Annotated in this window: 22 protein-coding genes; 9 read left to right on the top strand and 13 right to left on the bottom strand. The window is 63.9% G+C overall.

All coding sequences use genetic code 11. The features are described from left to right. Window positions 1–40 precede the first annotated feature (40 nt). Together VFL62_RS25105 and VFL62_RS25100 are read left to right on the top strand one after the other, a co-directional pair. Window positions 41–598 carry a cupin domain-containing protein gene (locus VFL62_RS25105; protein WP_325175089.1) on the top strand — a complete coding sequence of 186 codons (558 nt, stop codon included), beginning with the start codon at window positions 41–43 and terminating at the stop codon, window positions 596–598. A gap of 111 nt (window positions 599–709) precedes the next feature. After that, entirely contained in the window at window positions 710–2626 is a 1917-nt protein-coding gene (locus tag VFL62_RS25100) for an acyltransferase family protein (protein ID WP_325175088.1), read from the top strand. 3 nt (window positions 2627–2629) lie between these two features. Here VFL62_RS25100 and VFL62_RS25095 read toward each other — a convergent pair whose 3' ends face one another. Further along, on the bottom strand, window positions 2630–3445 hold the full coding sequence (locus VFL62_RS25095) for an adenylate/guanylate cyclase domain-containing protein (RefSeq protein WP_325175087.1): 816 nt from the start codon (window positions 3443–3445) through the stop codon (window positions 2630–2632). A 66-nt stretch (window positions 3446–3511) separates the two neighbouring features. Then, a complete protein-coding gene (locus tag VFL62_RS25090) occupies window positions 3512–4777 on the bottom strand; it encodes a NupC/NupG family nucleoside CNT transporter (RefSeq protein WP_325175086.1) in 1266 nt (421 codons plus the stop codon). Window positions 4778–5025: 248 nt separating this feature from the next. Here VFL62_RS25090 and VFL62_RS25085 point away from each other — a divergent pair, with 248 nt between their 5' ends. After that, window positions 5026–6249: an MFS transporter gene (locus tag VFL62_RS25085; RefSeq protein ID WP_325175085.1), complete on the top strand. Its 1224-nt coding sequence runs from the start codon at window positions 5026–5028 to the stop codon at window positions 6247–6249. A 3-nt stretch (window positions 6250–6252) separates the two neighbouring features. Here VFL62_RS25085 and VFL62_RS25080 read toward each other — a convergent pair whose 3' ends face one another. The 3 genes from VFL62_RS25080 to VFL62_RS25070 form a co-directional block, all read right to left on the bottom strand. Next, window positions 6253–8046, bottom strand: a complete 1794-nt coding sequence (locus VFL62_RS25080; RefSeq protein WP_325175084.1) for a hypothetical protein — start codon at window positions 8044–8046, stop codon at window positions 6253–6255. Window positions 8047–8234: 188 nt separating this feature from the next. Beyond that, on the bottom strand, window positions 8235–9002 hold the full coding sequence (locus VFL62_RS25075; protein WP_325175083.1) for an SDR family oxidoreductase: 768 nt from the start codon (window positions 9000–9002) through the stop codon (window positions 8235–8237). Window positions 9003–9029: 27 nt separating this feature from the next. Further along, entirely contained in the window at window positions 9030–9785 is a 756-nt protein-coding gene (locus VFL62_RS25070) for a proteasome-type protease (protein WP_325175082.1), read from the bottom strand. A 159-nt stretch (window positions 9786–9944) separates the two neighbouring features. On the opposite strand from VFL62_RS25070, the gene VFL62_RS25065 reads away from it, so the two are divergent. After that, window positions 9945–10334 carry a hypothetical protein gene (locus VFL62_RS25065; protein WP_325175081.1) on the top strand — a complete coding sequence of 130 codons (390 nt, stop codon included), beginning with the start codon at window positions 9945–9947 and terminating at the stop codon, window positions 10332–10334. A gap of 75 nt (window positions 10335–10409) precedes the next feature. On the opposite strand, the gene oxlT is transcribed toward VFL62_RS25065, so the two are convergent. The 5 genes from oxlT to VFL62_RS25040 all read right to left on the bottom strand — a co-directional run bounded on the left by oxlT (window position 10410) and on the right by VFL62_RS25040 (window position 16136). Beyond that, on the bottom strand, window positions 10410–11663 hold the full coding sequence (gene oxlT, locus VFL62_RS25060; protein WP_325175080.1) for an oxalate/formate MFS antiporter: 1254 nt from the start codon (window positions 11661–11663) through the stop codon (window positions 10410–10412). Window positions 11664–11793: 130 nt separating this feature from the next. Beyond that, the gene (locus tag VFL62_RS25055) at window positions 11794–12759 is read right to left on the bottom strand and encodes a c-type cytochrome (protein ID WP_325175079.1); all 966 of its coding nucleotides are present in this window, start codon (window positions 12757–12759) and stop codon (window positions 11794–11796) included. Between the two features lie 26 nt (window positions 12760–12785). Next, window positions 12786–13622 (bottom strand): transglutaminase family protein, encoded by an 837-nt coding sequence (locus VFL62_RS25050; RefSeq protein ID WP_325175078.1) that lies wholly within the window; start codon window positions 13620–13622, stop codon window positions 12786–12788. A 147-nt stretch (window positions 13623–13769) separates the two neighbouring features. Beyond that, window positions 13770–14714, bottom strand: coding sequence for an alpha-E domain-containing protein (locus VFL62_RS25045; RefSeq protein WP_325175077.1), 945 nt, complete (start codon window positions 14712–14714; stop codon window positions 13770–13772). A 3-nt stretch (window positions 14715–14717) separates the two neighbouring features. Then, on the bottom strand, window positions 14718–16136 hold the full coding sequence (locus tag VFL62_RS25040; protein ID WP_325175076.1) for a circularly permuted type 2 ATP-grasp protein: 1419 nt from the start codon (window positions 16134–16136) through the stop codon (window positions 14718–14720). 241 nt (window positions 16137–16377) lie between these two features. On the opposite strand from VFL62_RS25040, the gene VFL62_RS25035 reads away from it, so the two are divergent. The 3 genes from VFL62_RS25035 to VFL62_RS25025 all read left to right on the top strand — a co-directional run bounded on the left by VFL62_RS25035 (window position 16378) and on the right by VFL62_RS25025 (window position 18409). Next, the gene (locus tag VFL62_RS25035; protein WP_325175075.1) at window positions 16378–17115 is read left to right on the top strand and encodes a competence/damage-inducible protein A; all 738 of its coding nucleotides are present in this window, start codon (window positions 16378–16380) and stop codon (window positions 17113–17115) included. Window positions 17116–17149: 34 nt separating this feature from the next. Continuing rightward, window positions 17150–17674: a xanthine phosphoribosyltransferase gene (gene gpt, locus VFL62_RS25030; RefSeq protein WP_325175074.1), complete on the top strand. Its 525-nt coding sequence runs from the start codon at window positions 17150–17152 to the stop codon at window positions 17672–17674. A gap of 111 nt (window positions 17675–17785) precedes the next feature. Further along, complete coding sequence (locus VFL62_RS25025; RefSeq protein WP_325175073.1) at window positions 17786–18409, top strand: hypothetical protein; 624 nt, start codon at window positions 17786–17788, stop codon at window positions 18407–18409. A 115-nt stretch (window positions 18410–18524) separates the two neighbouring features. Here the strand turns inward: VFL62_RS25025 and VFL62_RS25020 are convergent, their stop codons facing one another. Continuing rightward, window positions 18525–19547 carry a methionine synthase gene (locus VFL62_RS25020; RefSeq protein WP_325175117.1) on the bottom strand — a complete coding sequence of 341 codons (1023 nt, stop codon included), beginning with the start codon at window positions 19545–19547 and terminating at the stop codon, window positions 18525–18527. A 157-nt stretch (window positions 19548–19704) separates the two neighbouring features. On the opposite strand from VFL62_RS25020, the gene VFL62_RS25015 reads away from it, so the two are divergent. Then, window positions 19705–20409 (top strand): glutathione binding-like protein, encoded by a 705-nt coding sequence (locus VFL62_RS25015; protein ID WP_325175072.1) that lies wholly within the window; start codon window positions 19705–19707, stop codon window positions 20407–20409. A gap of 128 nt (window positions 20410–20537) precedes the next feature. Further along, window positions 20538–21134 carry a 2-hydroxychromene-2-carboxylate isomerase gene (locus VFL62_RS25010; protein WP_325175071.1) on the top strand — a complete coding sequence of 199 codons (597 nt, stop codon included), beginning with the start codon at window positions 20538–20540 and terminating at the stop codon, window positions 21132–21134. Between the two features lie 119 nt (window positions 21135–21253). Here the strand turns inward: VFL62_RS25010 and VFL62_RS25005 are convergent, their stop codons facing one another. Together VFL62_RS25005 and VFL62_RS25000 are read right to left on the bottom strand one after the other, a co-directional pair. Beyond that, the gene (locus VFL62_RS25005; protein WP_325175070.1) at window positions 21254–22675 is read right to left on the bottom strand and encodes an amidase; all 1422 of its coding nucleotides are present in this window, start codon (window positions 22673–22675) and stop codon (window positions 21254–21256) included. Window positions 22676–22692: 17 nt separating this feature from the next. Then, the coding region (locus VFL62_RS25000) for a M20/M25/M40 family metallo-hydrolase (protein WP_325175069.1) at window positions 22693–23173 on the bottom strand (481 nt) is incomplete at its 5' end.

Raw genomic sequence — 23173 nt, 5'->3', positions numbered from 1 at the left:
GTCTGTGCTAGCCTTGTTCGAACGAACAGGGAGAGCAGGGATGGCCAAAAAGAAATCGAAGAAGCCGGCTTCGCGCGCGGCCGCCAAATCAAGCGCTGCGAAAACATCGGCGCGAAAAAAATCCTCACCGCGCAAGACTGCGGCGAAGTCGACGGCGCGCCGCAAGCTCGCCAGCAAGGGCAGGGCGGCGCCGGCGCCGAAGCGCGCGCGGCCCAAGCAGCGCGTCGCCATCAGCCATCATCGCGACGAAGACTTCAAGGCCGACGGCCTGCGCACCTACGCGAAGTACCGTGATCTCGGCGTGGCGGAAGCCAGCTCTGGCGTGGCGCGGGCGCATGTCATCCGCCTGATGGGGCCGTGCGATCCCGATGTGGTTTCGAAGCTGCACTTCCACGACGTCGATTTCCAGATGGTCTATGTGCTCAAGGGCTGGGTGAAGACCTATATGGAGGGCGTTGGCGAGACGACGTTCCGCGAGGGGAGCTCCTGGACCCAGCCGCCGCGCATCAAGCACCTGATCATGGATTATTCCGACGATGTCGAACTGTTGGAAGTGATCCTGCCGGCCGACTTCAAGACGGTCGAGCTGACGGTGTGATGAATCAAGGCTCGTCATGGCCGGGCTACGTCCCGGCCATCCACGTCTTCCCTGTCAAAAAGTCGCCAAGACGTGGATGCCCGGGTCAAGCCCGGGCATGACGGAAACGCAATGACCTTCTCCTATCGCGAGGACATCGACTGGCTGCGCGCCATAGCCGTGCTGTCGGTGGTGGCGTTTCACTTTGAGGCGCCGGTCTATGGCGGCTTTGTCGGCGTCGATATTTTCTTCGTGATCTCCGGTTATCTCATCACCGGCATCATCCAGTCCGAACTGAAGACCGGCACGTTTTCCTTCGCGCGGTTCTACGAACGGCGGGTGCGGCGGCTGCTGCCGGCGCTCTACGCCATGGTGGCGCTGACCGCGATCCCGTCCTTCCATTATCTGCTGACGTCCGAGCGCGCGGAATTCTTCCGCTCGATGGCGTCCGTCGTCACCTTCACCTCGAATATCTTCTTCTGGCTCCGGACCGGCTATTTCGACCATGCCGCGGTCGAAAAGCCGTTGCTGCACACCTGGTCGCTTGCGGTCGAAGAGCAGTTTTATCTGGCGCTGCCGCTGGTGCTGTGGGCCCTGGTACGCTTCGCGGGAGATCGCCGCTTCGCTTTGCCGATCCTGCTTTCGGTGCTGTCGCTCGCCTCCTTTGCGCTGTCGGTCGGACTGATGCAATCGGGCGCGTCTGCGGCCGCATTTTTCCTGAGCCCGCCACGAGCCTGGGAGTTCCTGGTCGGCGGACTCGTCGCGAGCCCCGCCGTTCCGCTGTTGCGGCAGCCGCTGGCGCAAACAATCGCGCGCGCTGCGGCGCTGGTCCTGCTGGCGGTCCCGATCTTCGGGTTGCGCCAGGGGCCCGGTTTTCCCGGCGTCAATGCGCTTGCGCCCTGTATCGGCGCGGCACTGTTCATCTGGAGCGGCATCGGCGTGACCTCGCAGCAGCGCGGGCCTTTTTCGCCGCTGGAGATCATCCGCTTCTTCGGACGCATCTCCTATTCGCTTTATCTCTGGCATTGGCCGCTGTTTACCTTTGCGCGGTTTTCGAAAAGCAGCCTGGTGCTGGATGCAACCGACAAGTGGTTGCTGTTCGCGCTGACGACGTTGATCTCGTATCTGTCGTGGCGCTATGTCGAGCAGCCGTTCCGCGATCGGACGCTCGCGCCGAGCCGGCGTTCGGCATTCGTCTTGGCTTTCGCGGCGAGCGTGGTGCTGATACTCGTGAGTGCGTCCGGCTTTTTCGCAAGCCGCAACCCGTCGAACGCCGATAGCGCCGCTCGCGCGCTTGAAGCCTACGATGCGTATGACATTTCGTCGTTGTACCGCCTGGGCACGTGCTTCCGGCCGCCAAGCGGCGTCATCGCCACGTCTTGCCTGTCGTTGGCACCAGACAAGCCAAACTGGATGCTGTGGGGCGACAGCTTCGGCGCTCACTATTATTCCGGCCTGAACGCGGTGGCTGCATTACGCGGGCTAAATCTCTTGCAGGCGACGCAAGCCGCTTGCATGCCGACCTTGAACGCCGCGGCGCAAGGCAATCCCTCGTGCCGCGATTTCGCCACGCAGATCGCGGGCTTCGTCGGCGACCATAAGCCGGACCTCGTCATCATGGCCGGAGACTGGCTGGAATACGGCCGCGGTTCGCGCTTCGATGGCATGATCGCCGACCTCGCGAAAACCATTGCCGCGCTCAACGAGAAGGGCATTTCGGTCGTGCTGTTGGGGCCGGCCGTGCAATTCAAGGCGAGACTTCCATCGATGCTGTTGCGCACGCAATTGCGCGGAGCAGAGGCGCGCCCCGATGATTTCGTGCTGCCTGGCATTTTTACTTTCGATGCGCGGATGAAGACGGCGCTGCCGGATCGTGACGGCTTCTCCTATGTTTCGGTCGTCGATGCGGTCTGTCCGGCGCGGCAATGTCCGCTCACGCTGGAGGGCGGCGTGCCACTGGCCTGGGACCACGCGCATCTGACGGCCGAGGGCTCGGCCTATGTCGCCGGCAAGATCGCGCCGCGGCTATTGGCAGCGCGCGCGCCCTAAGCGTCATCCGGTTGATGGGGCGAGCCGCACGACATGGGCATCGACCGGATCCGGATAGCCCTTGAGCGCAAAGCGCCGCTGTTCGCTGCTCGCGAGTTCCGGCAGAGGCTGCCAGGCCGCCTGGCTGACGATCATCTCGCCGCCTTTCGCTGAGGCCACCAGCCGGGCGCCGAAATTCATGGCGTCGCCCAAGGCCGTGAACTGGTAATTGCCGCCCTCGATGCCGATCGAGCCAACGAATGCCTTGCCCGCATGCACGCCGATGCCGATCGGAAGCCAGGGCCCATGCGGATCGGCGTGACCGGTCGCTCGCAGCAGATCGAGCCCGGCCTTGATGGCGCGTTTTCGATAATCTGAGCCGGCGAGGCCGGGCAGATAGAGGGCAATGACCTCATCGCCGACCATTTTGTCGACGACTGCGTCACTCCGGTTGAACACGACCGTTGCCGTGCGGAAGAAGCGCTGCATCAGTGCGGCGAACTCCGCCGGCCTCATGCCGGCGGCAAGCTGGGTCGAGCCACGCACGTCGGCATAGAGCAGGGCGATCTCGAGTTCGGTCCCGCCGCGGTGCTCAGCGAACACGGCTTCGCACTTTTCGCACATATGCGGATTGCGCCGCCATGGTCCGCGTCCGATCAGGCGCAGCGCCGGCGCCGTAAAGCCGTCGAAACCGGCATAGCAGAGGCGGCAGCGCTCGGTCGCGGTCGGCGACAGCAGGCGGAACATCTGACGGCCCCGCCGCAGCATCGGATGCTGACCGGAGAGCAAGTCCTGCCAGAACGGGCTGAAGTTGGGCACGTCGTCGACAGGCTCTGCCACGCGCTTTTTTCCGCCATCGGAGCACCCCGGCAACCTAGCCAAGGCAAACCGGTGAAGTCCAGCGTATCATGTCAGCACGCCGACAATCGCGCCCATCAGGCAGGTGGTCAGCGTGCCCGAGACGATCGATTTCAGGCCGAGCGAATTGATTTCGGCCCGCCGCTCCGGCGCCATGACGCCGAGGCCGCCGACCATGATGCCGAGGCTGCCGAAGTTGGCAAAGCCGCACATCGCATAGAGCATGATCAGGCGCGAGCGTGGATCGAGCGTGTCCGGCGGCAGTTTCGAAAAATCCACATAGGCGATCAGTTCGTTGAGCACCGTTTTGGTGCCCATCAGGCTGCCGGCGGAGACCGCTTGCGGCCACGGCAATCCCATCAGCCAGCATACCGGTGCCATGACATAGCCGAGCAGCCGTTGCAGCGTGATCGCGCCGCCGATCTCCGGCAACAGGCCGAGCATCGCATTGCCGAGATGGACCAGCGCCACCAGCACGATCAGCATGGCGACGATGTTGAGCAAGAGTTCGAGGCCGGACGTGGTGCCCTTGACGATCGCATCCATGGTGGAGGCGGCGTGTAGGTCGGGATCGTCAGCGAGCCGCGGATCGCCGGCCTTGCCGCCGGTTTTCACCGCGATCGTCTCAGGCACCATGATCAGGCTGACGAGGATGGCGGCGGGCGCGCCCAGCACCGAAGCGATCACGAAATGCGCACCCGCATCCGGAATGAGCGGAGCAAGCAGCGTGGCGTAGAGCACGAGGACGGTGCCGGCGATCCCGGCCATGCCGCCGGTCATCACCAGGAAAAGTTCGCTGCGCGTGAGCGCGGCCAGATACGGGCGGATGAACAGCGGCGCCTCCACCATGCCGAGAAAGATGTTTGCCGCCGTGGAGAGCCCGACCGCGCCGCCGATCCCAAGCGTCCGTTCGAGCACGAAAGCCATGCCGCGCACGACCGGCGGCAGGATGCGCCAATAGAACAGCAGCGTGGTCAGCACGCTCATGACAAGCACGATCGGCAGCGCCTGAAACGCCAGGATGAATTCGGCGCCGGGCGATTTCAGCTCGAACGGCAGCGCGCCACCGCCCAGATAGCCGAACACGAATGACGTGCCCGCTCGCGAGGCCGCCGCGATCGCGCCGACCGCATCATTGATCGCACCGAACAGATGCGCCACGGCCGGCAGCTTGGTCAGCACAATCGCGGTCGCAACGGTGACGGCGAGGCCCATCGCGGCCTGCCGCAGCGAGACGGCGCGGCGGTTCTCGCCAAGCGCCCAGGCGAGCGCCAGCAGGACGACGACACCGAACACCGATTGCAGTTGCAGCATCTTTCGAACAGCTCCCCTTCGACACTCCAAACCTCCTGGTGAGGAGGCGCGAGTGCGGCGTCTCGAACCATGAGGCCCGATAGCGGCCTCATCCTTCGAGACGCCGCTTGCGCGGCTCCTCAGGATGAAGGGAGCGAGCGACCCGGGACCGAGTATGGCAGCCTTGCAGTTTGTGGCGCAATGCCATGCAAGAGCCATTCCCTTGGTGGCGTTGACTTTGCCGGTGCCATCGGCCACCGATCGCTACTATGCCTTCGCCTCTGCCGGTCAGTGCCGGAACGCTACTCAAGCAACCCTCATTTCTCTTCTTCCTGTTGTCGCGAAGCCTGACGCGGTTTGCCAGTCAGATCGGCGCCGTCGCGATCGGCTGGCAGATCTACGACCTGACCGGCAGCGCCTTCGATCTCGGCATGGTCGGGCTGGTGCAGTTTCTCCCCACGGCGCTGCTCGTGTTCGTGGCCGGCCACGCCGCCGACCGCTTCGAGCGCAAGCGCGTGGTGCAGCTTTGCCAGCTCGCGGAAGCCGCGACCGCGCTGTTCCTGGCTTACGGCTCCTACGGAGGCTGGCTGACCGAGATCCATATCTTCGTCGCGACCTTTGTGCTCGGGATGGCGGGAGCGTTCGAAAGCCCGACCATTGCGGCGCTGCTGCCGCTGATCGCGCCGCGAGGTTCGCTGCAACGCGCGACCGCGCTCTCGAGTGCCGCCGCTCAGCTCGCGACCATCACCGGGCCGGCGCTGGGCGGGATCGCCTACGCCGTCGCGTCCGGTCTGCCCTATGGCATCATGCTGATGTTCTGGCTTTTGTCCGCGCTACTGACGGGTGGCATCCGCGCCAGCGAACCGGAAGCGGACAAGGACGCGGCCACGGCCGACGACGTCTTTGCCGGCGTCCGCTTCATCCGCAACAATCCCGCCATCCTCGGCACCATCTCGCTCGATCTGTTCGCGGTGCTGTTCGGCGGCGTGACCGCGCTGCTGCCGATCTATGCGCGCGATATCCTCGACGCCGGGCCGTTCGGCCTCGGCATCCTGCGCGCGGCGCCGGCGGTCGGCGCGCTGCTGATGACCGCGATCCTGGCGCGAAGCGCCATCAACCGCCGCGTCGGATTGAGGATGTTTCAGGCGGTGATCGTGTTCGGCATCGCAACGATCGTGTTTGCTCTGTCGCACTGGATGTGGCTGTCGGTGCTCGCGCTCGCCGTTCTTGGCGCCGCCGACACCATCAGCGTCGTGATATGTTTCTCGCTGGTGCAATTGTCGACGCCGAACGAGATGCGTGGCCGCGTCGGCGCGGTGAATTTCCTGTTCATCAATGCTTCGAACTATCTCGGCCAGTTCGAGAGCGGCGTCGCGGCCGCGCTGTTCGGCACGGTCGCCTCCGCCGTGATCGGCGGCGTCGCCACAGTCGCGATTGCGCTGGTTTGGATGAAGCTGTTTCCGTCGCTGCGCGGGGTCGAGCGGCTGGAGTAGGCCTTACTTTCTCACCCGCCACACCGCGATCTTGTCGGCGGGATCGAGCTGGACCCGCTCCAGAAAGTCCGGCGTTTCGCCGCGGGCGAGACGGGCCTCCAGCCCGTCGGGCGCGAGCTTGATGATATTGGTGTCCGGAGACGCCGGGCAGGTGAGGACGTAGTCGGCGCCACGATTCTTCAGGATCTGCTCCGCGGCCGCTGGAGACGCCATCATCAGCCTGATCAGCGCGGCGATGCCGTCATTGTCGCGGTGATAGGGACCGGCGAAGACGTCGTGATTGGTTTGCGCGAGGATCGCCGGTCCAAGATCGACCGGCGCCATCACGCGGCCCTTCGGCAACCGCCTCAGGGAAGCGACGTCCGCCAGCGAGTGACATGAGGAGATGTCGCCGATGATGTCCGGCTTGAACATCGTATCGGTCAACGGCTTGATCGAAAGCCCGACGGCCGCAAGGCTCAGTGGCGACAGAAGCGCCGACAAGACAAGCAGGCTCGGTCCGGAAGCCAGTCGCGGCCACAGGACTGCAAGGCTGGCGACGAGCAGCGGCGTCGCCACCATCGATGCGCCGGCGGCGGCGCGTACCTCCCAGAAGCTCGTTAAGATCAGCGCCGTCAACGCCGCGATGCCGACGATCCAGCGAAATCTTTCCGCGGGCGCCGAGCGGATCAGCGTCGCCACGGCAAAGCCAAGGGACAGCAGCGAAAAGCCGTAAACGGCGGCAGTCTTTTCCGGAAAAAGCTGCAGGATCCTGCCGAACGGCATCGCTTCTGCAACATTGCCGATCCACAAGCTGATGACGAGTGGATCGAGATGCGCGTAAGGCGGCGCCACGCATCCTGGAAACAACGCGACGAAAGCTCCGGCGAAAACGATGCCGAGTGCCGCGCCGCTGACGAGCCGCATCGACAGGGTTTGAAAATAGCGATCGATTGCGATCATGAGCAGGAGGCAGGCACCGCCGCCCGCAGTCAGCAGCAGCACCGGGCCGCCAAAGGCATCGCATACCGGCGCGGTTAGTGCGGCCGGCGGAAGCAATGCGGGCGCGAGCAGCAGCGATGATGCCGCAAGTGCCGCACCGAAGGCGCCGACCTGCCGCGCAACAACCGCGCCGCGCCACACGAAGAGACCGAACACCGCAAGTCCGACCGCGGCTATAGCAGGCAGCATTTCGACGCCGATCGCAAGCGACAGCGCGGCAAAGAGGCCGCCCAGTGCAGCCTTCGCGGCGCTCCGCTCGATCTGCACCGCCATCAGGACCAGTGCGAGCACCAGATCGATCTGGGCGTTGTGGTGATCGATCGCGCCGGCGCGGAAATGGCCGAGCGCCGGCACGCAGACCACGGCCAGCGCCACCGCTGCGATCACCGGGCTCCTGCTGTTGCTCATTTGCCTTGCGATCGCCGCGACCAGCACGAGCGCGAGCGCAAGCAGCAACGTCGGCCAAAGGTAGAGCGTGGCGGCTTCGGCGCCGTGCATTCCCAAGATCGGCTTCAACAGAAGGATGAACGCAGCCAGCGGCGCGTCAATCAGGCGCGACCAGTGCATCAAGGTGCCCGGCGGATTCATCCGGTACTGCGACAGGTCGAACCAGCTTTGGCCGCCGATCAGGTCGCGAACCTCGACCAGCCGGAAGGCGTCGTCGGTGGACAGGGCATCGAACACGCCGTCCTTGATCGCGGGCAGAGCGAGAATGATCGCCGCGGCCAGGAACAGCGACGAAATCAGGATGAGCGGATACGTGCCGTCCTGTGCCTTTTGCCGGGCGCGTCCTGCGGTCAAGGTGAGGTCGGACATGGTGCTTCGTATCGCTGGTGCTGGCCGAGGGCGCGTGACCAGGAACGCACGTGCCGTCGCGCCGCCACCCTAGCGGTCAATTGGTTTGCAAACCGTTTGTCCCGTGAAGCGGTTTTGCCCGGCGTTTCGGCGGTTTTCTGCCGAAACCGGGGCTTTCGACGCCTTAAAGGGCGCGCCGCGCGGCCGGCTCAGCCCCGGCCGACGAACGGCATCTTGCTGGCCATCACCGTCATGAACAGAACGTTAGCGTCCAGCGGCAGGCCGGCCATGTAGGCGACTGCGTCGCCGACGGCCTTGGAGTCCATGCGGGGCTCCGGCATCTTGCGGCCGTCCGGCTGCAACACGCCGTCGACCATGCGGTCGGTCATCGGGGTCGCCGCATTGCCGATGTCGATCTGGCCGACCGCGATATCGTAGGCACGACCGTCGAGATTGCTCGCCTTGGTGAGCCCGGTGATCGCATGCTTGGTCGAGGTGTAGGCGGCGGAGAACGGCCGCGGCGCATGTGCCGAAATCGAGCCGTTGTTGATGATGCGGCCGCCGCGCGGCGTCTGGTCCTTCATGATGCGGAAGGCGTGCTGGGTGCAAAGGAAGGCTGCGGTGAGGTTGGTATCGACCACCGCCTGCCACTGCTGGAGCGTCAAATCCTCAAACGGCATGGCCGGCGTGCCCATGCCGGCATTGTTGAACAGCAAATCGAGCCGGCCATAGCTTTCCACCACCTTGGCAAACAGCGCAGCGATCGAGCCGGCATCGGTCATGTCGGCGGGAACGACGAGCGCCTTGCCGGCGGGGCCGAGGCTCGCCGTTTCCTCCAGCTTCTCCTTGCGCCGCCCGGCGAGCGCGACGGTGAAACCCGACTGCATCAGCGCCAGCGAGGCCGCGCGGCCGACGCCGGTTCCGGCGCCGGTGACGATGGCGATCTTGTTCTTGTTGTCGCTCTTGGGCTCGGTCATTGTTTCCTGCCTTTGGTGTTCGTTGTCTTAGGGTTTTGGAGTCTCGGTCTTGTATGGTGGCCGCGGAATATTCTGGTGCGCGGCGCGTAACGCGGCCGACCAGCGCGAACGCAAGTCGTGGAAATAGGGCTCGCCGGCTTCGATGCGGTGATTGAGGTCGGCCTCGCAGGCGTCTGTGCGCACCACCAGCACGTCGATCGGAAGCCCGACGCCGAGATTGGAGCGCATGGTCGAATCCATCGAGATCAGGCCGGTCTTCAGCGCTTCGTAGAGCTCGACGTCGTAATGCATCGCGCGGTCGAGCACCGGCTTGCCGTATTTGTGCTCGCCGATCTGCAGGTAAGGCGTATCGGTGGTGCATTCGATGAAGTTGCCGGCCGGGTAAACCATGAACAAGCGCATCCGCGAGCCCTTGATCTGGCCGCCGAACAGGAACGAGACGTCGAAACTGATGTCTTCCGATTTCAGCGCGGTGCCCTCGGTGGCGTGCACCGCACGGATCGCCTTTCCGATCCGCTGTGCGGCCTGGAACATGGTTGGCGCGTTCAGCAGCGTCTCGACTTCGCCGGTCTCGGGGTCTTCCATCCCCTCGGTCAGGGTGGACAGCACCGACTGGCTGATCGCAAGGTTGCCGGCGCTGGCGACCGCCATGATGCGTTCGCCGGGCTTTGCAAAGACATGCAGCTTGCGGAAGGTCGAGACGTTGTCGAGCCCGGCATTGGTGCGGGTGTCGGCGATCATGACCAGCCCGTCCCGTACCAAAATTCCGCAGCAATAGGTCATTTCGCCTCGCACTTCCTGAACGTATCGCGGCGCGAAACTATCCAATTTCGCGCACGCGTCCAACCCCAATCGAAGCGGTTGCGGGTCTTGGGCTGCGACCATGCTTCAATTGCAAACAGGCCAGGTCTCGACCACGATGGGCGTCAAACGGGGGCGGCCATGGGACGGCAAAAGGCAATCGTCGGCATGATTTTCGCCGCGCAGATCTGGGCCGCGGGCGCAGCGCTCGCCGGTCCCTGGGAAGACGGCATGGCCGCCTATAACCGCGGCGATTATGTTCCGGCGCTCCAGGTGTTCCGCGCCATGGCGAGGGAAGGCAATGCGGAGGCGCAGCGCCTGCTTGGCCAGATGTATCGGCGTGGCCAGGGCGTCAGGCGCAGCCCCGCGCGCGCCTTTGTCTGGTTCACCCGCGCCGCCGCGCGCGGCGATCGGCGGGCGAACGCGGATTTGCGCGCGATGTCGCAATCCATGAGCGCGACGGAGCTTGCAAGAGCCCGTGCGGTGATGGAGGCCTGCGAGGCTTCGGACTATCGCGGTTGTGAATATTGATGCCCGCCCGAGCGGGGCAGGCACCGTTCACATTTCTCGTAAGCAAGCGAACAGACTGCGCCCGAGCGGCGCACTTTATCTGGCGGCGTAAGCGTGCCGCATTGGTTTGAGCACGGCGAGCGCCAGGATGCCGGTCAATGCGTCCAGCGCGATGATGATGGCGAACACCGGCAGCCAGCTTCCGGTCTGTTCCCGCAATAGCGCCGCCAGCGGGCCCCCGAGGATCGAGCCGATGCCTTGCGCGATGTAGAGCAGGCCATAATTCGTGGTGGCATGCTTTGCGCCGAACGTGTCGGTCAGGGTTGAGGGAAACAGCGAGAAGATTTCGCCCCAGCCGAAGAACACGACGCCGGAGAGCAGCACGAAGACCAGCGCGTTGTCGCGGAACAACACCATCAGCGTGACGGATGCGGCTTCCAGCAGGAAGGCGATCGCCATGGTGTTCTCGCGGCCGATCCGATCCGAGACCCAGCCGAAGAACGGGCGGGTCAGCCCGTTGGTGATACGATCGATGTTGGCCGCGAGCGGCAGCGCGGCCATTCCGAACACGGTAACTGCGGCAACGCCGAAATCGCGCGAGAACGCCGAAAATTGCGAAATGATCATCAAACCGCCGGTCGACATCATCGTCATCATGACGAACATCAGCCAGAACACGGGGGTCCGCAGCATCTGATCCGGCGGCGTGCCGACGCGCGACACTTCCACCGTCGGCTGCGGCAGCACGTCATCTGTGGTCGGCAGACGGAGCGCAAGCGCGGCCGCTGCGCCGACCAGACCCAGAATGATGCCGAACACCACCAGCGTATGCTGATAGCCGCGCTCGGCGATCATGTTGTAGATGGAGTTGTTGGTCAAAAGCGCACCAAAGCCGTAACCCGCCGCGACAACGCCGGTGGCAAAGCCGCGTCGATCGGGAAACCAGCGAACCATCAGGCCGACGACGCCGACATAGACGATGCCGGTGCCGATGCCGCAGAACAGTCCGTAGGTGAGATAAAGACCGACAATGCTTGTTGCGTAGCTGGCGGCGATCCAGCCCAGGCCCGAGAGCAGGCATCCGCTCGCGATCAGAAGCCGCGCGCCGAACTTGTCGATCAAAAAGCCCTGCAGCGGCGACAGGAAGGTCTGCAACACGATCAGGATCGTGAAGGTGACTTGAAGCGTCGAAAGCTGAACGCCGAGACTTTCTTGCAGGGACTTGGTGAAGAACGTCCAGCCATATTGCGGGCTCGAGATCGACATCATCGCGATCAGTCCGAGCACGAGCTGAACCCACCGCGTCGCCGTCACCGATTGTGCCGACGATACCCCGTTGACCGTAGTCATCCTTGCCCCCTTTTTGTTTTACCACCCCAGCCCTTGGCATACGTTGTACCACGCGGCACCTGCCGCGCAACGCCGGCCGCATGGTTCGTTCGTCGGGGGAGGGGGGCGGCTGAGGGACCGCGCGCGAGGCCTATGGTGACAGGCTCGCCAGATAGGCCGATATCGCCAGCATGTCGCTTTCGCTGAGATTGGCGACCACGGGGCGCATCAGTTCGGCATTGGCGCCGGCGCGACTGCCGATCTTGATGTCGTTGAGCTGGCGAAACACGTACATCGGCGAACGGCCGGTGAGGTGCGGCACCTCGCCAAGGCCCTTGAGGTCGGGACCGTGGCAGGTGGCACAGGGTTGCGTCTGGCCGGCACTGCCTTTCACCAGCGCTTCGCCGCGCTTCAGGCTGCCGACGGGCACGTTGGCGACGAAGCCGAAACGGGAGTCGCGCAGGTGGGCGCGCTCGGGCGCCTGCGGCAATTCGATGATGCGATTGCCGATCGGCTCGGTGCCGTCGATGGCGAACCGCATGCCGCCGACGCGCAGTTCTGTCTTCGGCACGGTGTCGGTTTCGACCACCTTGTTCCAGGCGAGGCGGGGCAGGGCGGCATAGTACTTTGCGGCCTCGCGCACTTCTTCGTCGCTCACCGCTTTGGCGATCGGGAACATCGAGCCCGCGCGCGCGCCCTTGCGGTGCCCATCCTTGAAGTCGGCCATCTGCCTGACGATGTAGGCTTCGGGCAGGCCGGCGAGGTCGGAGGATTCCGGGTGACCGCCGCCGGTGGTGACGTGGCATTTGGAGCACGCCTTCACGGCCGGCGTGCGCCCGTTTGCGACGACCGATGGCATCGGCGGGTGATCTTCGGGAAACCAGTCCGGCGGCGCGAAATCGTTCTCGACCTGAGCTTGGGTATATTTCCGGCTGCTGCCGGGAAGCGTCTTTTCTTCCTTGGCGTCGAATTCGGGCAGCGCCGGATTGGCCGGATAGGCCCAGCCCGGAAGAGCTGCCGCGTCTGCCGGCGCGGCCGCGGGAGGTGCCGACTGCGCGAACGCAGCGGCCGCCGCCAGGCCCATCACCACCAATGCTCCAGCAAATACGAGCTTCATTGTTCCCCCCGGATGCTTGCTTCTTGTTATGACTGCCATTGCCACTGGCCGTGCCGGCCAGCCTGATCGACTTTGACGGCGACCGTCAGCGTCTCGGTGCCGCCGCCGTAGCGGGTGCCGCGCACCGGCGCCGCGCCGAGATAATCGAGCCCGATCGCGACGCGGACGTGGGCATCGGTGGTGCAAATCGCATTGGCCGGATCGAAGGCGACCCAGCCGAGATTGGGCACGAAGGCCTCGGCCCAGGCATGTCCGGCCGGCTGATGGACCAGACCGTCGGAGCGGAGAAAGTGCCCGGAGACGAAGCGCGCGGGCACGCCGACCGAGCGCGCGCAGGCGATGAAGATGTGCGCATAGTCCTGGCAGACGCCGCGCTTGAGGCCGAAGGCTTCGGCGGCCGACGTGCCGCTATTGGTCGGGTCTTCATCGAACGTCATGTGGTCGTTGATCTGCAGCATCAGCGCGTGCAGGAAACCGAGTACGTCCTTTTCCGACTCCGATCGCAGTTCGCGCGAAAAGGCCTCCATCGCCGGATTGACCTCCGTCAGCGGCGTGGCGCGCAGGAACAGGCTGGGCGGAAAGCGTTCGTCGGTCCCGCGCAGCACGCCGCCGGTGTCATGGGTTTCGACCAGACCTTCCACCGTGATGGTGAGATCGGAGAGCGCGGCCTCGGTCAGCACGTGGATGGTGTTGCCGAAGGCGTCCTGACGCATGTGCAGGCGCGAGTCGGTGGAAACGTCGATCTGCCACTCGGCGACATATTGACCGTCATGGCTGCCGGGCGTCATCCGCAGGATTTGCGTGATGCCGGTCGCCGGCGGTTCGTAGCGATAGGTCGTGGAATGGGCGATGCGCAGGCGCATGAGTGATCGATCAGCAGTTGGAGGTCTCTCTTTCGCCTCCCCCTGAAAGGGGGAGGTCGATGCGGAGCATCGGGAGGGGGGCGTCCGGTGCGATCATGGACCCCCACCCGACCCTCCCCCTTGCAGGGGGAGGGAGAAGCGCTAGCGTCAGATCAAATACTGTTTGGTGATGATTTCACCAAGCCTTGAGTTGTCGGCGATGAATTCCTGAATGAATTCATGGACACCATGCTGGAAGATGTCGTCCATGTTGCTGTGTTCCAGGCGATTGCGGACGCCGCGCGCGTGGCGCTGGGAGGCGCCCTGGCGGCCATAGGCGACCCCGATCTGGTCGAGATTGCGCACCAGATTGCCGTAACAGCTCGCAAGCGATCGCGGCAGGGAGTCGTTGAGGATCAAGAGATCCGCGATCAGCCAGGGTTTCAGCGTCTCGCGATAGACCCAGTGATAGGCGGTCAGCGCCGACACCGAGCGCAGGATCGAGGTCCATTGATAGTAGTCGAGCGGGCCGCCGACGTGTTCTTCCTCGGGCAGCAGCACATGGTATTTCACGTCGAGAATGCGCGCGGTGTTGTCGGCGCGCTCCAGATGGACGCCGAGCCGCGAGAACCAGTAGGCATCGTTGCGCAGCATGGTGCGGTAGGCGGAGCCGTCGAAACGCAGCGAGGTCTCCTGCACGAAGCGCAGGAAGCGCGCCAGTTCCTCGCGGGTCTTGGTGCCCTTGACCCAGACTTCCTGCAATTCGATCCAGGCCGAATTGATGGTGTCCCACATTTCGCTGGTCAGCGCGGTGCGCACCGAGCGTGAATTGAGCCGGGCCGCCTCGATGCAGTTCCTGATCGAGGAGGGGTTGTTGGCATCGAACGACAGGTAGTCGACGACGTTCTGTTCGTTGGCTTCCTTGTGGACGGTATAGAAGTTCTGGCTGACGCCGGCGGTGAGCAGCGCCGATTCCCACTCGTTGGTCTTGCCGATATAGGCAGCCGGCAGCGCGGTGACGCGCAGCGTGGCGTCGATCGTGCGCGCAATGTATTCGGCCCGTTCGACGTAGCGGGCAAGCCAATAGAGATTTTCGGCAGTACGCGACAGCATAGGCTATTCGTCCAATATCCACGTATCCTTGGTGCCGCCGCCCTGGCTCGAATTGACCACCAGCGAGCCTTCCTTCAGCGCCACCCGTGTCAATCCGCCCGGCACGATGGTGGTGCGCTGGCTGCCCGTCAGCACGAAAGGACGCAGATCGACGTGACGGGGCGCCAGACCCGACGCGGTGCAGGTCGGACAGGTCGACAGCGCCAGCGTCGGCTGCGCAATGAAACCTTCCGGCTCGCGCTTGAGCTTGTCGCGGAACGCCTCGATCGTCGCCTTGGTCGCGGCAGGTCCAATCAGCATGCCGTAGCCGCCGGAGCCGTGAACTTCCTTGACCACGAGCTGATCCAGGTTGTCGAGCACGTAAGCGAGATCTTTCGGCTCGCGGCAGCGCCAGGTCTGCACGTTCTTCAGGATCGGCTCTTCGCTGAGATAGAATTTCACGATGTCCGGCATGTAGGAGTAGATCGCCTTGTCATCGGAGATGCCGGTGCCGACCGCGTTCGCCAGCGTGATGTTGCCGGCGGCATAGGCCGACATCAGGCCGGGCACGCCGAGCGCTGAGTCGGGGCGGAAGGTGAGGGGATCGAGGAAGTCGTCGTCGAGGCGGCGGTAGATGACGTCGACGCGTTTGAGCCCTTCGGTGGTGCGCATGAACACCACATCGTCCTTGACGATGAGGTCGCGGCCTTCGACCAGCTCGATGCCGAGCTTGTCGGCGAGGAAGGAATGCTCGTAATAGGCGGAATTGTACACGCCGGGCGTCATCAGGGCGACCGTCGGCTCGGCCGAAGCGCTGAACGGCGCCACCGAGCGCAATGCCGACAGCAATTCATCCGGGTAGCGTTCGACCGGCGCGATGCGGTGGCGGGCGAACAGGTCCGGAAACAGCCGCATCATGATTTCGCGGTTTTCCAGCATGTAGGACACGCCCGACGGCGTGCGCGCGTTATCTTCCAGCACGATGAAGTTGTCGGCGTCGGTGCGGATGATGTCGATGCCGGCGACGTGGACGTAGATGTCGTGCGGCACGTCCTGGCCGTTCATCTCCGGGCGGAACACCGGGTTCTGGAAGATCAGGTCTTCGGGGACGATGTTGGCGCGCAGGATGTCGCGGCCGTGATAGACGTCGCGCAGGAACATGTTGAGCGCCTTGACGCGCTGCTTCAGTCCCTTTTCAAGGACGGTCCATTCCTTGGCGGACATGATCCTGGGGATGACGTCGAAGGGAATCAGGCGTTCCTGGGCTTCCGCATCGCCATAGACCGCAAAGGTGATGCCGATCCGGCGAAACAGCAGCTCGGCCTCTTGGCGGCGATATTCGAGAGCGTCCGGCGGCGTCTCTTTCAGCCAGCGGGAGAGTTCCTGATAGGCGGGACGAATGGCTTCGCCCAAGCCGTTCATTTCGTCGAACGCAACTGCCATGAATCGCGGACCGCTCCCCAAGCCTCTCCACCAGTCAGGCTACAGTGCATGACTTCACAGGATGGTAGCAAGGCTTGGGCCAGCGCGATATGCATTGGTTCTGGCCATTTGCTTTGGATAGCTGGGATATGCACGAAAAAACGGCTGGCGACTGCCCATTTCGGTGGCAAAATTCCGTCAGAGATCAAGGCGTTGGCCAAGCACGGGATTTCGGCCCAGACGCGCGCTGGAAGGAGAGATTATGAGTGAGATCGTCACCGCCGGAATTCTTGTGATCGGCGACGAGATCCTGTCCGGCCGGACCAAGGACAAGAACATCGGTTTCATCGCCGAATACCTCACCAATATCGGCATCGACCTCAAGGAAGTGCGTGTCGTCGCGGACGAAGAGGCCGAGATCATCGCCGCGCTGGATGCGCTGCGGCATCGCTACACCTACGTCTTTACCACCGGCGGCATCGGGCCGACCCACGACGACATCACCGCCGACAGCGTGGCGAAAGCCTTCGGGGTCGGTATCGATCATCATCCGGAAGTCGTGGCGCGGTTTCGCGAGCGCTGGGGCGAGGCGGATCTGAATGAAGCGCGGCTGCGCATGGCGCGGATTCCGGACGGCGCCGAACTGATCCAGAGCGCGACAATCCTCGCGCCTGGCTTCAAGATCGGCAATGTGATCGTGATGGCCGGGGTGCCCACGATCATGCAGGCGATGATGGACATCGTGGCGCCGAAGCTCAAATCGGGCGTGCGGATGCTGTCGGAGAGTGTTCGCGCCAATGCGCGCGAAGGCGACATCGGCGGACCCTTGCGCGCGATCGCACAAGCCCACCCGGACACCATCATCGGCAGCTATCCCTTCACCGACGAGGACAAGAAGCCCAACACCAATCTGGTGGTGCGCTCGCGCGATCCGGAGAAGCTCGCGGCTGCGATGAGCGCGGTGAAGGAAATGCTGGCCGGGCTGAACGTGAGCCGCTAAAGCGCAAGAGATTTGAGGGGCTAAGGAGACAAGAATGGCGGAACATCCGGAACTGAGTGCACAGGAGCGGGCGGGCAAGGCCTTTCCGGTGTCATGGGATCAGTTTCACAGGGATTGCCGGGCGCTGACGTGGCGGCTCAACGAGGTCGGCCCGTTTCATGCGGTGATTGCGATCACCCGCGGCGGCCTCGTGCCGGCGGCGATCGTGGCGCGTGAGCTCGGCGTGCGCGTCATCGATACGGTCTGTATCGCGAGCTACTCCCACACGACGCAAGGCGAGCTGAAGGTGCTGAAGCACGTTTCCGCCGATACGGCCAAACTTGGTTCCGGCACCGGCAAGGGACTTCTGATCGTCGACGACCTCGTCGATACCGGCAAGACCGCAGCGCTGGTGCGCCAGATGCTGCCGGATGCGCATTTCGCCACGGTCTACGCCAAGCCGAAGGGACGTCCGCTGGTCGATACCTTCATCACCGAAGTGTCGCAGGACACCTGGATCTTCTTTCCGTGGGATACGGCGCTATCGTTCCAGCCGCCGATCCGCGACGGCGCGTTGTGAAAGTAGCGAATAGCGGGTAGCGAGTGGCGAATAGGGAGCAGCGAGCAACGCTGCACCATTCGCTACTCGCCATTCGTCATTCGCTCGCGCGAGCCGAAGGCGAGCAAGCGAATGCCCTTGCAAAACCGCGTCAAGCCGACCGGCGACATCGTCGCGATTCCGGCGCGCGGCATGTTCGTCGGCAACCGCGGCATTATCCATGATCCGGCGACCAGGACGCTTTTGAAGAAGCGCTGGTCGACCGACGCCTGGCTCACCTGTGTGCTGGAATTCCGCGGCCGCCGCCGCAAGGTGATGCAACGCCGGAGCTGGACCGAGCTGTTCTTTCTCGATGAGGCGACCGCCTTCGCGGCGGGGCACCGGCCCTGTTTCTATTGCCGCCGCGATGACGCCAACCGCTTTCGTGCCGCCTGGGAGAAGGGCAACCGGACCGGTGCAGTGCTCGCGCCCGAGATCGACGCGGTGCTGCATCGCGAGCGGTTCGCGAGCGGGAAGAAGCTGCATCGGTTGCGGGAGTCCATCGACAAGCTGCCCGACGGCACCATGGTGCAGGCGGGTGACGAGAGTTTTCTGATTGCGAGCGGCAAGCCGCTGTTATGGACCCCCTCCGGCTATCGCGCCGTGAAGGGAAGCATCGCCGACGCAAAGCTGCTGACGCCGCCGTCGGTCGTCCGCGCCTTTGCGACAGGCTATCGGCCGGTGCTGCATCGGAGTGTCGAGAAACTAGTTGGCTAGCGTCATTCCGGGATGCGCGAAGCGCAGACCCGGAATCCATTTTTTCCCTCGGGCTGCGGCATGATGGATTCCGGGCTCGCACCTCGCGGTGCGCCCCGGAATGACAGTTGTCTGATTATCCCAACCTTTGCCGCGCCAGCTTGGCGCCGGTGCCAAGCGCCACCAGCTTGGCTTCGGCAATATCGCGCCGCATCGGCGCCATGCCGCAATTGGTGGTCGGGATGATGTCGCTCTTGGCGACATGCTTGGAGACGGCCTCGATCACTTTCACGACGTCCTCTGCGGTCTCGACCGTGTCGCTCGCTACGTCGATCACGCCGGCCTGGACCTTCTTGCCCTTCAGAAGGCCGAGCAGCTCGAGCGGTACCTTCGAATTTCGGCACTCGATCGCGACCTGCTGGATCGGGCTCTTTGCAATCGTCGGGAAGATATCCTCGTATTGCCGCCACTCGCTGCCGAGCGTGTCCTTCCAATCGGTATTGGCCTTGATACCATAGCCGTAGCAGATGTGCACGGCGGTGGCGCAGGTCAGGCCGTCGGCGGCGCGCTCCAGCGCCTTGATGCCCCAGTCGTTGACCTCGTCCATGTAGACGTTGAAGGCCGGCTCATCGAACTGGATCAGATCGATGCCGTCGGCTTGCAACGCCTTGGCTTCCTCGTTGAGCAGTTCGGCAAAGGCGAACGCCATCTTGACGCGGTCGCCGTAATATTGATCGGCGATGGTGTCGATGATGGTCATCGGGCCCGGCATCGTGAACTTGACCTGATGTGTGGTATGGGCGCGGGCGATGCGGGCCTCGTCGGCATGGACGCGGCCCTTCAGCCGCAGCGGCGCCACCACTTGCGGCACCATCGCCTTGTAGCGGTCCTTGCGGATTCCCATCTCGACCTTGTGGGCGAAATCGATGCCCTCGACCTTTTCCAGAAAGCCGTGCACGAAATGCTGACGTGCCTGCTCGCCCTCGGTCACGATGTCGATGCCGGCGTCTTCCTGAAGCTTGATCGCAAGCACCGTTGCATCGCGCTTGGCTCGGGCGAGTTCGTCGCCTTGCGACTTCCACGGCGCCCACAGCTTGTTCGGCTCGGCCAGCCACTCGGGCTTGGGCAGGGAGCCGGCGATCGTGGTTGGAAACAGCATGTTGAGCGTATCCTCTGGCATATTGGATTTGTTGCGCCTCTCAATGCCATGTCCTGACGCCGAGGTACAGGACAACGAAAGTCGTCATGGCCGGGCTTGACCCGGCCATCGACGTCTCTCAGGGTGGCGGCCGGATCAGGAATGTTGGGAATTCCTCATGATCGACCTCTATTACGCGCCGACGCCGAACGGCTGGAAAATCTCGATCATGCTGGAAGAACTCGGCATCCCCTACAACGTCTTTCCGGTCAACATTCGCGCCGGCGACCAGTTCAAGCCGGAGTTTCTGGCGATCTCACCGAACAACCGGATTCCCGCAATCGTCGACCGCGAACCGGCGGACGGCGGGGGCCCGTTTTCAGTGTTCGAGACCGGCGCGATCCTGATCTATCTTGCCGACAAGGCCAGGCGCTTGCTGCCCAGCGAATTGCGCGCGCGCTCGGTGGTGATCCAGTGGGTGATGTGGCAGATGGGCGGGCTCGGGCCGATGCTCGGCCAGCACGGACATTTCGCGCTCTATGCGCCGGAGAACATTCCTTACGCGATCCAGCGTTACCGCGATGAGGCGGCGCGGCTTTATCACGTGCTGGATGTGCAGCTCGGCAAGACCGGCGCCTATGTTGCGGGTGATGAGTACAGCATCGCCGACATCGCCTGTTTTCCCTGGACCATGACCCACAAGGCGCAAGGCTTCACGCTCGACGATTATCCCAACGTCAAACGCTGGTACGCTATGGTGCGGGGGCGGCCGCAGGTGCAGGCGGGGCTTGCGATCGGCAAATTCGTCAAAGAGCCGTTCGATGAGGAGGCGCGCAAGAACATGTTCGGCCAGCGCGCCAGGGAGATGACTGCCAAGAAGTAAGTGTCATTCCGGGGCGGCGCGAAGCGGCGAACCCGGAATCCATCTGGCCGCTGATCGTGCTGGTGAATGGATTCCGGGTCTGCGCCTTTCGGCGCATCCCGGAATGACGAACACCAAAAGGACCCCCCATGATCGAGTTCTTCTTCGACTGTTCGAGCCCGTGGACCTATCTCGCCTTTCACAATATCCAGCCCTTGGCGCGCGAGTTCGACGAGGAAATCTCGTGGCGGCCGATCCTGGTCGGCGGCGTCTTCAACGCCGTCAATCCGAGCGTTTACGCAAGGCGCGACAATCCGGTGCCGGCGAAGGTCGCCTACGACAAGAAGGACATGGCGGACTGGGCGCGGCTCGCCGGCCTCACCATCCTGATGCGGCCAAAAGTATTTCCGGTGAACAGCGTCAAGGCGATGCGCGGCTGTCTGTGGCTCGGCAAGGACATGTTGCCGTTTGCCCGCACCGTGTTCCAGATCTACTGGGGCGAGGACCAGGACATCTCGCAGGACGCGGTGCTGAGCGAGGTCTGTCAGCGTTGCGGCATCGACGCCAAAGCATTTTTCGACGGCATCGCTCAGCAGGCCATCAAGGATCAACTGAAGGCCAATACGGATGAGGTGATGGCGCGCGGCGGCTTCGGCTCGCCGACGATCTTTCTCGACAAGACCGACATGTATTTCGGCAACGACCGTCTGCCGCTGATCCGCGAGGCGTTGAAGCGGCGGAAATAATTGCCGTCATTCCGGGATGGCGCGCAAGCGCCAGACCCGGAAATCCGTTCGGCCGCAACGAACGCTCGGAGTGATGGATTGCGGGCTCGCGTCTTCGACGCGCCCCGGAATGACAGCGGCTAATTCTTGGGCGCACTCGGCCACGGCCGCTGCGGGCCGCGCAGGCTCTCGAAGGCTTTGGCCATCGCGAGCACGCCGAGATCATCGAAGCGGCGGCCGACGATCTGCACGCCGATCGGAAAGCCGGCTGCGTCATAGCCGCCATTGATCGAGATGGCGGGATTTTCCGCCATGTTCCACGGTACGGTATAGGCGATGTGTTCGAACGGGCGCGCCGGATCGTTCAAGGGCGACGCCAGTTCCGCGGCAAATTTCACCACAGGCGACACCGGCGAGATCAGATAATCGATGTCGGCGAACAGCGTCGCAGCGGCCGCGCGCATCGCCATCGTCGTGTTGAACCCCCGGATGACGTCGACCCCCGATAGCTTTGCACCCGCTTCCGCCCATTTGAGGATGTAAGGCAATATCTTGCCGCGTTCGGAGGCGTCCAGCCTGGAAAGGTCGTCCCAAAGCCGCGCGCGCCAGAAATTGTCGAGACCATCGAGCATCTGGCGCGTCAGGATGCCCTTGACCTCATGAACTTGCGCGCCGGTGCTCTCAAAAGCCTTCGCGGCCTTGACCGCGACGACGCGCACGTCACTTTCGAGCGCCTGGCCGGTGCCGGGATCGAGCATAAGACCGATGCGCAATTTGCGCGCGGGCTTGTCGAGCGTCTTCCAGTGGATGTCATTGGGCGGCAAGCTCATGCCGTCGCGGCGGTCGGGCTTTGCCAGCACGCTCATCATCAGCGCGGCGTCATCGACCGTGCGCGTCATCGGACCTGCGACGCGGCCGACATAGGGCGGGTCGATCGGCACGCGTCCGAGACTGGGTTTCAGCCCGACGAGGCCGCACCAGCAGGCGGGCAGGCGCACCGAGCCGCCGATATCTGTACCGAGATGCAGCGGGCCGTAACCTGCGGCACCGGCGGCGCCGGCGCCCGCGCTCGATCCGCCCGGATTTTGCTTCAGATCCCATGGATTGCGGGTGAGGGGGTGGAAACTGGAAAGACCCGAGGACAGCATGCCGTAATCGGGCATCGTGGTCTTGGAAAAGATGATGGCGCCGGCTTCGCGCAGGCGCGCTGCCGGCGGGGCGTCGGCCTCGGCTGGAACGCGTTTGGTCGCGACGGTGCCGAGCGGGACGGGTGTGCCTTTGGTCGCGATATTGTCCTTGATGGTGACGGGAACGCCGTCGAGGGGTTTGTTTGATTCACCCTTTTGCCAGCGCTCGGTCGAAGCCTTGGCCGCTTCGCGCGCGCCGTCCGGATCGAAGGCATAGAGCGCCTTGAGATGAGGTTCCCACTGCGCGACATGCGCCAGCACCTCCTCGAGCACCTCGCTCGGCGTGAATTGCCGCGCGCGAAAGCCGGCGATCATGTCGACGGCGCTCAAGTCGTGCAGGGCCGTTACGGCTTCGGGAGCCTCTTCCTCGCTCATGGCCGCTCCTTCAAAAACTAACCGTTAACCGGGAGGCGCGTTTCGACGATGCGGGCAAAAACGCTGGCACCGATCGGCAGGATCTTGTCGTCGAGCGTATAGCCGGGATTATGCACCGGCACCGAGCCGTCATGGCCGAGCCAGAAATAGGCGCCGGGAACCGCCTGCAACATGTCCGCGAAATCCTCGCTTCCCATCTTCGGCCGCGAGCGCGTCACGACCTTGGCGGGTTCGACCACCGTGCGGGCGACGTCCGCCACCACCTTGCTGTGCTCTTCCTGGTTGACCAGCACGCTGAAAATGTCGCGGATGTCGACCGTGATCTCGACATCGAACGCGGCCGCGATGCCGGCGCAGAGGCTGCGCATCCGCTCGCGGATCAGTCGCCGCACGTCGTCGGAGAAGGCGCGCACGGTGCCGGCGAGCTTGGCCTCGCCAGGGATCACGTTATAGGCGGAGCCGGCGTGAATCTGCGTGATCGAGAGCACGGCGGGCTCG

The sequence above is a fragment of the Bradyrhizobium sp. genome, assembly GCF_035701725.1.
Lineage (GTDB): Bacteria > Pseudomonadota > Alphaproteobacteria > Rhizobiales > Xanthobacteraceae > Bradyrhizobium.
The sequence above is the reverse complement of the archived record's forward strand: the minus strand, read 5'-3'. Positions and strand labels throughout refer to the sequence as shown.

Coding starts and splice junctions, on each gene's coding strand:
- VFL62_RS25105 (WP_325175089.1), top strand. CDS start 41: ATGGCCAAAAAGAAATCGAAGAAGCCGGCTTCGCGCGCGGCCGCCAAA.
- VFL62_RS25100 (WP_325175088.1), top strand. CDS start 710: ATGACCTTCTCCTATCGCGAGGACATCGACTGGCTGCGCGCCATAGCC.
- VFL62_RS25090 (WP_325175086.1), bottom strand. CDS start 4,777: ATGCTGCAACTGCAATCGGTGTTCGGTGTCGTCGTCCTGCTGGCGCTC.
- VFL62_RS25085 (WP_325175085.1), top strand. CDS start 5,026: ATGCCTTCGCCTCTGCCGGTCAGTGCCGGAACGCTACTCAAGCAACCC.
- VFL62_RS25080 (WP_325175084.1), bottom strand. CDS start 8,046: ATGTCCGACCTCACCTTGACCGCAGGACGCGCCCGGCAAAAGGCACAG.
- VFL62_RS25075 (WP_325175083.1), bottom strand. CDS start 9,002: ATGACCGAGCCCAAGAGCGACAACAAGAACAAGATCGCCATCGTCACC.
- VFL62_RS25070 (WP_325175082.1), bottom strand. CDS start 9,785: ATGACCTATTGCTGCGGAATTTTGGTACGGGACGGGCTGGTCATGATC.
- VFL62_RS25065 (WP_325175081.1), top strand. CDS start 9,945: ATGGGACGGCAAAAGGCAATCGTCGGCATGATTTTCGCCGCGCAGATC.
- oxlT (WP_325175080.1), bottom strand. CDS start 11,663: ATGACTACGGTCAACGGGGTATCGTCGGCACAATCGGTGACGGCGACG.
- VFL62_RS25055 (WP_325175079.1), bottom strand. CDS start 12,759: ATGAAGCTCGTATTTGCTGGAGCATTGGTGGTGATGGGCCTGGCGGCG.
- VFL62_RS25050 (WP_325175078.1), bottom strand. CDS start 13,622: ATGCGCCTGCGCATCGCCCATTCCACGACCTATCGCTACGAACCGCCG.
- VFL62_RS25045 (WP_325175077.1), bottom strand. CDS start 14,714: ATGCTGTCGCGTACTGCCGAAAATCTCTATTGGCTTGCCCGCTACGTC.
- VFL62_RS25040 (WP_325175076.1), bottom strand. CDS start 16,136: ATGGCAGTTGCGTTCGACGAAATGAACGGCTTGGGCGAAGCCATTCGT.
- VFL62_RS25035 (WP_325175075.1), top strand. CDS start 16,378: ATGAGTGAGATCGTCACCGCCGGAATTCTTGTGATCGGCGACGAGATC.
- gpt (WP_325175074.1), top strand. CDS start 17,150: ATGGCGGAACATCCGGAACTGAGTGCACAGGAGCGGGCGGGCAAGGCC.
- VFL62_RS25025 (WP_325175073.1), top strand. CDS start 17,786: ATGCCCTTGCAAAACCGCGTCAAGCCGACCGGCGACATCGTCGCGATT.
- VFL62_RS25020 (WP_325175117.1), bottom strand. CDS start 19,547: ATGCTGTTTCCAACCACGATCGCCGGCTCCCTGCCCAAGCCCGAGTGG.
- VFL62_RS25015 (WP_325175072.1), top strand. CDS start 19,705: ATGATCGACCTCTATTACGCGCCGACGCCGAACGGCTGGAAAATCTCG.
- VFL62_RS25010 (WP_325175071.1), top strand. CDS start 20,538: ATGATCGAGTTCTTCTTCGACTGTTCGAGCCCGTGGACCTATCTCGCC.
- VFL62_RS25005 (WP_325175070.1), bottom strand. CDS start 22,675: ATGAGCGAGGAAGAGGCTCCCGAAGCCGTAACGGCCCTGCACGACTTG.